3 protein-coding genes are annotated in these 2,461 nt (G+C 59.7%); all 3 read right to left on the bottom strand.

The window, feature by feature from the left end:
• Positions 1-133: 133 nt before the first annotated feature.
• A complete protein-coding gene (locus tag Q1V57_RS04575; protein WP_300528018.1) occupies positions 134-700 on the bottom strand; it encodes an adenylate kinase in 567 nt (188 codons plus the stop codon).
• The gene (gene secY / locus Q1V57_RS04570) at positions 697-2,034 is read right to left on the bottom strand and encodes a preprotein translocase subunit SecY (RefSeq protein ID WP_366145077.1); all 1,338 of its coding nucleotides are present in this window, start codon (positions 2,032-2,034) and stop codon (positions 697-699) included. Before secY ends, Q1V57_RS04575 begins: the two co-directional genes overlap by 4 nt.
• A 33-nt stretch (positions 2,035-2,067) precedes the next feature.
• A partial coding sequence (rplO, locus tag Q1V57_RS04565; RefSeq protein ID WP_300528015.1) for a 50S ribosomal protein L15 occupies positions 2,068-2,461 on the bottom strand: 394 nt, incomplete at its 5' end.

Here is a 2,461-nt window from a genome sequence, read left to right as displayed (position 1 = left end):
TACTTCAGAACGCCATTCAGGGACGAACCATCGGGCCACCTTCCGGTGGCCGTTTGAGCTCGCCCGCTTTTGCGAAGGGCGCTATCTACAGTGTGCGTTGCGCTCCCGTCAATGGGGGTGCAACACCGTTTGTTCACTTCTTATCCAATGCAGCTGCAATTGATGCTGCGACTTCGTCCATCGAGCCCATGCCGTCGACCGCCTTAAGCTTCCCTTGTTCGTCAAAATAAGGGATCAGCGGGGCCGTCTGGTCGTAATAGACTTTGAGGCGATTGCGGATGACCTCTTCGGTATCATCCGGACGCCCCTCCTCCTCAGCGCGCTTGACCAGGCGCTGGATCAGTTCTTCGTCGATCACCTTGAGTTCAACCACGGCATCGACCTGGCTATCGCGCTCACCGAGCAGCGCATCGAGCGCCTCGGCTTGGGCAACAGTCCGCGGGAAACCGTCAAAAATGGCGCCACCGGCCGCTTCGGCCTCGGGCAGACGTTCCCGGATCAATTCAATTACAATCTCGTCGGAAACCAGCTCGCCTGCATCGATGATGGCCGCAACGCGCTGGCCCAGTTCCGTGCCAGCCGCTTTTGCTGCGCGCAACATGTCACCGGTTGAAAGCTGGACCCAGCCGCGCTCGGCGACCAGCCGCTTGGCCTGGGTCCCTTTGCCGCTACCCGGAGGTCCGAACAGAATAATGTTCATCGCTTGCGTCCCCGCAGCTTCGACTTCTTGATCAGGCCTTCATACTGGTGCGCCAGCAGATGCGACTGGATCTGGGAAATCGTATCCATGGTCACGGACACCACGATGAGAATCGACGTTCCGCCCAGCGCCATCGCTGCACCGCCGCCCAACATCATCGGCACGACACAGATAAAGGTCAGATAGACTGCACCGATCGCCGTCAGCCGCGACTGGATGAAATCGATATGCTCAGCGGTCCGCTTGCCCGGACGGATACCCGGAAGGAAACCGCCATACTTCCGCAGGTTATCGGCCGTGTCTTCGGGGTTAAAAACGATCGACGTATAAAAGAAGCAGAAGAAGATGATCATCGCGCCGTAGATCACCAGGAAGACCGGCGCGCCGGGCTGGAGATAGACAACGATATTCTGCAGCCAGTCTGGCCCGGACTGCGCCTGGAAGCCCAGGGCGGTCGCCGGCAGCAACAGCAGAGACGATGCGAAGATCGGCGGGATAACGCCAGCCGTGTTGAGCTTCAGCGGCAGGAAGGACGTATCGCCCCCCACCATACGATTACCTTGCTGTCGCTTCGGGTACTGCACAATCAGCCGGCGCTGCGAGCGCTCGACGAAGACTACCAGAACCAAGAAACCGATGACGATCGACACGCCCATCAGCAGCGGCAGGAAGTTACCCGTACTGGCACTCGCCGACAGACCGCCGCCGATCAGACTCGGGACGGCTGCGATAATCCCGGCGAAAATGATCAGGGAGACACCATTACCGATGCCGCGCGCGGTGATCTGCTCACCCAGCCACAACAGAAGCATGGTGCCGCCGACCAGGGTCGTCACCGTGGAGACGACGAAAAACAGGCCGGGCTCAAGCGCCAGGGTGGATCCATCAGGGTTGGGCGAATTCATGCCAATGGCAATCGCCGTAGCCTGCAAGGTCGCCAGGACCACCGTGAGATAACGGGTATACTGGTTGATCTGCTTGCGGCCGGCTTCGCCGCCCTCTTTTTTCAGTTTTTCGAGCGTGGGAATGCTCGCGGCCATCAGCTGCATGATGATCGACGCCGAGATATAAGGCATCACATTCAGAGCAAAAATGGCCATACGCTCGATGGCACCGCCACCGAGCGTGTTGAACCAGCTCATCAGACCGCCGGCATTCTGCTGGAACATTGCCGCATAGGTCACCGGGTCGATCCCGGGGATCGGCACATAGGTACCAATGCGGTAGACAATCAGAATCCCGATCGTGAACAGGATCCGCTGCTGAAGCTCCTTTGCTTTCGCAAAGGAGCTGAAATTCATATTCGCAGCAAGCTGTTCGGCAGCTGAAGCCATGTAGTCGTCCTCAAGCGGTCGGCACGGGGCCGATTACGCCGCGTCGGTAGCGGCAGGCAGGGTCACTTTGCCACCAGCCTTCTCGACTGCCGCAATGGCAGACTTGGAGGCACCGGCGACGGTGATCTCTACTTTGGCCTTCAGCTCGCCTTTCGCAAGAAGGCGAACGCCATCGAGTTCACGGCGAACCAGGCCGGCACCGATCAGGGCGGCGGCATCGATCGGCTTGGCCGCGTCGATCTTGCCCTCATCAATAGCCTTCTGCAGACGGCCAAGATTGACCTCTGCCCAGGCCTTGCGGTTCGGCTTGTTGAAGCCACGCTTGGGAAGGCGCATGTGGAGCGGCATCTGGCCGCCCTCAAAGCCCTTGATGGCCACACCCGAACGGGATTTCTGGCCCTTCACACCGCGACCACCGGTCTTGCCT

This window comes from Maricaulis sp. (genome assembly GCF_030149425.1).
Lineage (GTDB): Bacteria > Pseudomonadota > Alphaproteobacteria > Caulobacterales > Maricaulaceae > Maricaulis.
The sequence above is the reverse complement of the archived record's forward strand: the minus strand, read 5'-3'. Positions and strand labels throughout refer to the sequence as shown.

Coding starts and splice junctions, on each gene's coding strand:
- secY (WP_366145077.1), bottom strand. CDS start 2,034: ATGGCTTCAGCTGCCGAACAGCTTGCTGCGAATATGAATTTCAGCTCC.
- Q1V57_RS04575 (WP_300528018.1), bottom strand. CDS start 700: ATGAACATTATTCTGTTCGGACCTCCGGGTAGCGGCAAAGGGACCCAG.